The organism is Lysinibacillus sp. TE18511, from assembly GCF_054062295.1.
In genome coordinates this window covers 87,848-93,847 of sequence record NZ_JBSSFD010000015.1, presented here as the reverse complement: position 1 = coordinate 93,847, position 6,000 = coordinate 87,848, and the positions used below count along the sequence as shown (strand labels likewise).

The 6,000-nt window shown below is 39.6% G+C and carries 5 protein-coding genes; all 5 read left to right on the top strand.

Translation table 11 applies throughout. From position 1 onward, the window contains the following. Positions 1-215: 215 nt before the first annotated feature. The 5 genes from ACVWXS_RS13070 (at position 216) to rho (ending at position 5,884) form a co-directional block, all read left to right on the top strand. Complete coding sequence (locus tag ACVWXS_RS13070; RefSeq protein ID WP_368636152.1) at positions 216-1,070, top strand: class II fructose-bisphosphate aldolase; 855 nt, start codon at positions 216-218, stop codon at positions 1,068-1,070. A gap of 246 nt (positions 1,071-1,316) precedes the next feature. Further along, positions 1,317-1,967 carry a fructose-6-phosphate aldolase gene (gene fsa / locus ACVWXS_RS13065; RefSeq protein ID WP_374963914.1) on the top strand — a complete coding sequence of 217 codons (651 nt, stop codon included), beginning with the start codon at positions 1,317-1,319 and terminating at the stop codon, positions 1,965-1,967. Positions 1,968-2,029: 62 nt separating this feature from the next. After that, entirely contained in the window at positions 2,030-3,316 is a 1,287-nt protein-coding gene (locus tag ACVWXS_RS13060) for a UDP-N-acetylglucosamine 1-carboxyvinyltransferase (RefSeq protein WP_423470868.1), read from the top strand. 95 nt (positions 3,317-3,411) lie between these two features. Further along, positions 3,412-4,371 (top strand): class II fructose-bisphosphatase, encoded by a 960-nt coding sequence (gene glpX, locus ACVWXS_RS13055; RefSeq protein ID WP_368636155.1) that lies wholly within the window; start codon positions 3,412-3,414, stop codon positions 4,369-4,371. A 229-nt stretch (positions 4,372-4,600) separates the two neighbouring features. Further along, complete coding sequence (gene rho / locus ACVWXS_RS13050) at positions 4,601-5,884, top strand: transcription termination factor Rho (RefSeq protein WP_368636156.1); 1,284 nt, start codon at positions 4,601-4,603, stop codon at positions 5,882-5,884. Positions 5,885-6,000: the final 116 nt, after the last annotated feature.

The following is a 6,000-nucleotide window of genomic DNA, read 5'->3' as shown; positions in this document are numbered from 1 at the left end:
TTCGTTGCGTTGCACTGCACTACGGTTTGCACTGTCGCTTCGCTTTCGCGTAACCTTCGTTACGTTTCACTGCACTACGGTTGACACTGCCGCTGCGTTGCACTTCGCTTTCGTGTAGAAAATAACAGCCCCTGCTTTTCAGGGGCTGTTATTTTTGCTATGATTGAATAGCATATTTATGTAGAAAGAATAGTCCTATGAGGAGGATTTTTAGTATGGCATTAGTATCTATGAAAGAGATGTTAATTAAAGCAAAGGCAGAAGGTTATGCGGTGGGTCAGTTCAACATCAACAACCTTGAGTGGACTCAGGCAATTTTACAAGCAGCTGAAGAAGAAAAATCTCCAGTGATTCTAGGCGTTTCTGAAGGTGCCGGTAAATATATGGGCGGATTTATTTCTGTTGTACACATGGTCAAAGGTTTAATGGAATCTTATGGCACTACAGTACCAGTGGCTATTCATCTTGATCATGGTTCAAGCTTTGAAAAATGTAAAGAAGCGATCGATGCAGGTTTCACATCAGTTATGATTGATGCATCTCATCATCCATTCGAAGAAAACATTGCAATTACATCAAAAGTGGTTGAATACGCTCATTCTAAGGGTGTTTCTGTGGAAGCTGAGCTTGGCACAGTTGGTGGTGACGAGGATGGCGTAATCGGTGGTATTATGTACGCTGATCCAGAAGAATGCCGTAAAATGGTTGAGTTAACAGCTATCGATTGCTTAGCACCAGCACTTGGCTCTGTACACGGTCCTTACAAAGGAGAACCAAACTTAGGCTTTAAAGAAATGGAAGAAATCTCAAACTTAGCAGACCTTCCATTAGTATTACATGGCGGTACTGGTATCCCAACAAAAGATATCCAACGCTCAATTTCATTAGGTACAGCAAAAATTAACGTTAATACTGAAAATCAAATTGCTGCGACAAAAGTAATCCGCGAAGTTCTTGATAATGATAAAGTTGTTTATGATCCTCGTAAATTCCTTGCACCAGCACGTGAAGCGATTAAAGCAACAGTAATGGGGAAAATTCGCGAATTTGGCAGTGCACAAAAAGCATAATTTTTGCATTTAATAAGTTAAAAAAGCATAGATGAATACACATAATAAGAGAAGCGTTGATGCCGTTATCGACCTTCTCTTGTTTTTGAAATAAAAAAATTAGGCAAATATTCAATTATAAGGCTCAGCATCAAATGTTGGGGTTCGAGGATGACATTTTTTACAACGTATTCCATGTAAATAAGTCGGAACGGAAATCAACCCACGTTATAGTAATGAGCAAAATAGTGATCAGGAGGGAATATTATGAAATTTTTCATTGATACAGCAAACTTTGAAGAGATTAAAGAAGCACACGCATGGGGTATTTTATCAGGAGTTACAACAAACCCATCATTAGTTGCAAAAGAAGAGAATGTTTCTTTCCATGATCGACTTCGTGAAATTTCAGAGCTTGTAGACGGCTCAGTAAGTGGGGAAGTCATTGCACTTGATGCAGAAGGTATGATTAAAGAAGGCTTAGAATTGGCTGCTATTGCTCCGAATATTACAGTTAAATTACCAATGACTCCAGCTGGCTTAGAGGCGTGTCGTTTCTTTGCAGACAAAGGTATTAAAACGAACGTAACATTAATTTTTAGTGCAAACCAAGCATTAATGGCTGCTCGTGCAGGTGCAACATATGTATCACCATTTATCGGTCGTTTAGATGATATGGGCCAAAATGGTGTAGAGCTAATCGAAACAATTGCAGATATTTTCACAATTCATAATATCGATACGCAAATTATCGCTGCTTCTATTCGTCATCCACAGCATGTAACAGCGGCAGCACTTGCTGGTGCACATATTGCAACTACTCCTTTTAAAGTATTAAAGCAACTTTTCCACCATCCATTAACGGAAAAAGGGATTGAAGGATTTTTAGCGGATTGGAATAAGAGAAAAGGCGAATAATAAGATTATAAAGTGAGCCGTTAGCAATAAAATTACTTTCCAATCATGAGGGAGAACGCAAAATGGATGTTTATAAAATTACAGGCGAAAATCGTCTACAAGGTACAATTAAAGTTAGTGGTGCAAAAAATAGTGCAGTCGCCTTAATTCCTGCATCAATTTTGGCGAACTCTCCAGTGACAATTGGAGGGCTACCAGAAATTTCTGATGCATGGACATTAAAGGCTTTATTAGAGGAAATCGGTGGAGAAGTTTCATTTGAGGATGGCACAATGACAATTGATCCAACGGACATGATCGCGTTGCCATTACCAAACGGCAATGTGAAAAAGCTTCGTGCCTCTTATTACTTAATGGGCGCTATGCTTGGTCGCTTTAAAAAAGCAGTAATTGGTTTACCTGGAGGCTGCTTCTTAGGGCCGCGTCCCATTGATCAACATATAAAAGGCTTTGAGGCATTAGGAGCAAAAATCACGAATGAGCATGGAGCAATTTATTTACGTGCGGATGAATTAATTGGTGCTAAAATATTTTTAGACGTTTCCAGTGTTGGAGCAACCATTAATATTATGCTAGCTGCTGTCCTTGCAAAGGGACGTACAGTGATTGAAAATGCAGCGAAAGAACCAGAAATTATTGATGTGGCAACTCTTCTCACTAACATGGGTGCTAATATTAAAGGCGCAGGTACGAGTGTTATTCGTATTGAAGGTGTTGAGGAGCTTCATGGTACAGAGCATACAATTATTCCAGATCGCATTGAAGCTGCTACGTTTATGATTATGGCTGCCGCTTTAGGTGAAGGCATTACAATCGATAATGTTATTCCATTACATTTAGAGGCAATTATTGCGAAGCTTCGTGAAATGGGTGTGAAGATTGACATCGGTGAAGAAAGTATTTTTGTGCCAAAAACAGATCTCTCCACATTGCATGCAGTTGATGTTAAAACATTAGTGTATCCAGGGTTCCCAACGGATATTCAGCAGCCACTTGCTGTCTTAATGTCCCAGGCATTTGGTTCCTCAAAGGTAACAGATACAATCTATACAGCTCGATTTAAGCATATTGATGAACTTCGTCGTATGAATGCCAATGCACGTGTTGAAGGAAATACGGCTATTATTACAGGGCCTAGTAAATTACAGGGCTCAACTGTAACAGCTACAGATCTTCGTGCTGGTGCCGCATTAGTATTAGCAGGCCTTTTAGCTGAAGGCGAAACAGAAATTCATGATATCTATCATATTGAGCGCGGCTATAGCTCACTTATTGAGAAATTACGTGATTTAGGCGCTAATATTCGACGTGAAACAATAATGGCACGCGTAGCAGAGACGAAGGAATAATGAGAGCTAAAAGTTTTGAACTAACTATGTTACAATAGAGGTAATTTGAATGTTTCGGCGAAGAAGTATGCCGATAACGGGAGGCAAATAGAACAATGGAACGTAGTTTATCGATGGAAGTAGTCCGAGTAACAGAAGCAGCAGCAATCGCATCCGGGAAATGGATGGGGCGCGGTTTAAAAATTGAGGCAGATGATGCAGCAACGACAGCGATGCGCGTAATGTTCGATACAATTCCAATGCATGCTACAGTAGTGATTGGTGAAGGTGAAATGGATGAAGCACCAATGCTTTATATTGGTGAAGAGCTGGGCTTGCGTAATGGAGGTCCTCAAGTAGATATCGCAGTTGACCCATTAGAAGGTACAAATATTGTGGCCAAGGGTACAAATGGTGCAATGACAGTTCTTGCCATTGCAGATAAGGGTAATCTGTTAAATGCACCTGATATGTACATGGAGAAAATTGCAGTAGGACCGGAAGCGGCTGGTAAGGTCGATATTAATGCTTCTGTTACTTATAATTTACTACAGGTAGCAAAAGCTAAAAATAAAGATATTTCAGACGTGGTAGCTACTCTTTTAGATCGACCACGCCACCAAGCAATTGTTGATGAAATCAGAGAAGCTGGGGCGCGCATTAAATTTATTCAAGACGGCGATGTTGGAGCCGCTATCAATACAGCTTTTGATGAAACAGGCATTGATATTATGTTTGGTACAGGTGGTGCACCAGAGGGTGTAATTTCAGCTGTTGCATTAAAATGTTTAGGTGGAGACTTCCAAGCGAAACTAGTACCAGAAGATGAAGAACAGTTAGAACGCTGCAAAAAAATGGGTATAGACGTAGAAAAAGTTCTACATTTAGATGACCTAGTTAAAGGTGACGATGCTATTTTTGCAGCGACAGCTGTAACAGATTGCGAGTTATTAAAAGGCGTTCAATATAAAGGGGCTTATGCTTTAACACATTCTGTTGTTATGCGAGCTAAAACTGGAACTGTCCGTTTTGTAGAAGGTCGTCACGCTCTTGATAAAAAACCTAGCTATAAATAAAATTTTCTTCTAAAATATACCTAGTGCATCTTTTGCGCTAGGTACCTTCTTCTAAATTTAAACCATCCCATAGTTTATAAGGTTTGGCATTTTGATTGGTGTACTTGTGATAAAAGAGAAAGTGTACAGGTGCAAAAGTCAATTTGAGAACTGAGCCTTTCGTAAAAAAAAACTTCTATGATAATCCCAAAAATTGCATTATATTTTGAAAAAGACTGGAGTTGTGCATATGTCTGCATTGACAATCGCTCAATTAGAAAACATGACGTTAAAAGAGCTTTACGCCCTTGCACGCCAATATAAAATTTCATATTATAGCAAGCTAACGAAAAAAGAATTAATATTTGCTATTTTGAAAACGCGTTCAGAGCAAGAGGGCTATTTCTTTATGGAAGGTGTACTAGAAATTGTTTCGCAAGAGGGCTTCGGCTTCCTTCGACCAATTAACTACTCTCCAAGTAAAGAGGATATTTATATTTCTGCTTCTCAGATTCGTCGCTTTGATCTACGAAATGGGGACAAGGTATCTGGTAAGGTGCGTCCACCTAAAGAAAATGAACGCTATTATGGACTACTACAAGTGGATGCTGTTAACGGTGAAGACCCAGAAGTGGCAAAGGAACGTGTGCATTTTCCTGCATTAACGCCTTTATATCCTGACCGACAAATTAAACTTGAAACAACTCAACGTAATTTATCGACTCGTATTATGGATTTAGTGGCACCTGTAGGCTTTGGGCAACGTGGATTAATCGTTGCACCACCAAAGGCAGGGAAAACTTCGTTATTAAAAGAGATCGCGAATTCTATTACAACAAATTATCCTGACGCAGAGTTAATTGTCTTACTTATTGACGAACGCCCTGAGGAAGTAACTGATATTGAACGTTCTGTGAATGCAGATGTAGTGAGCTCGACTTTCGATGAGGTTCCAGAAAATCATGTGAAAGTTGCAGAAATTGTGTTAGAACGTGCACGCCGCTTAGTTGAGCATAAGCGTGATGTTATTATTTTAATGGACTCAATTACACGTTTAGCACGCGCTTATAACTTAGTTATTCCACCGAGCGGTCGTACGCTTTCAGGTGGTATTGATCCTGCTGCATTCCATAGACCAAAACGATTCTTTGGATCCGCACGTAATATTGAAGAAGGCGGCAGCTTAACAATTTTAGCGACAGCTTTAGTGGATACAGGATCTCGTATGGATGAGGTTATTTATGAGGAGTTTAAAGGGACAGGTAATTTAGAGCTTCATCTTGATCGCCAATTAGCAGAGCGTCGTATTTTCCCTGCGCTTGATATCCGTCGTTCAGGTACACGTAAGGAAGAGCTTCTGCTTGCGCCTGAGCAACTTGAAAAGCTATGGGCAATTCGTAAAACATTCTCGGACGCACCTGATTTTGCGGAGCGCTTCATGAAAAAATTACGTACAACAAAATCAAATGAAGAGTTCTTTGAAAAGCTTAATGAAGATATGAAAAAAGCTACTAAAGGTAAAGGGCTTCTATAAAACATGAATCACCATTGACTAGACAATAGTCGGTGGTGGTTTTTTTTGCATTAAAAAGGGCATAGTGTTACATAAAAACTGAGATTGTTCCGATAAAACGAAATAATGTTCCGATA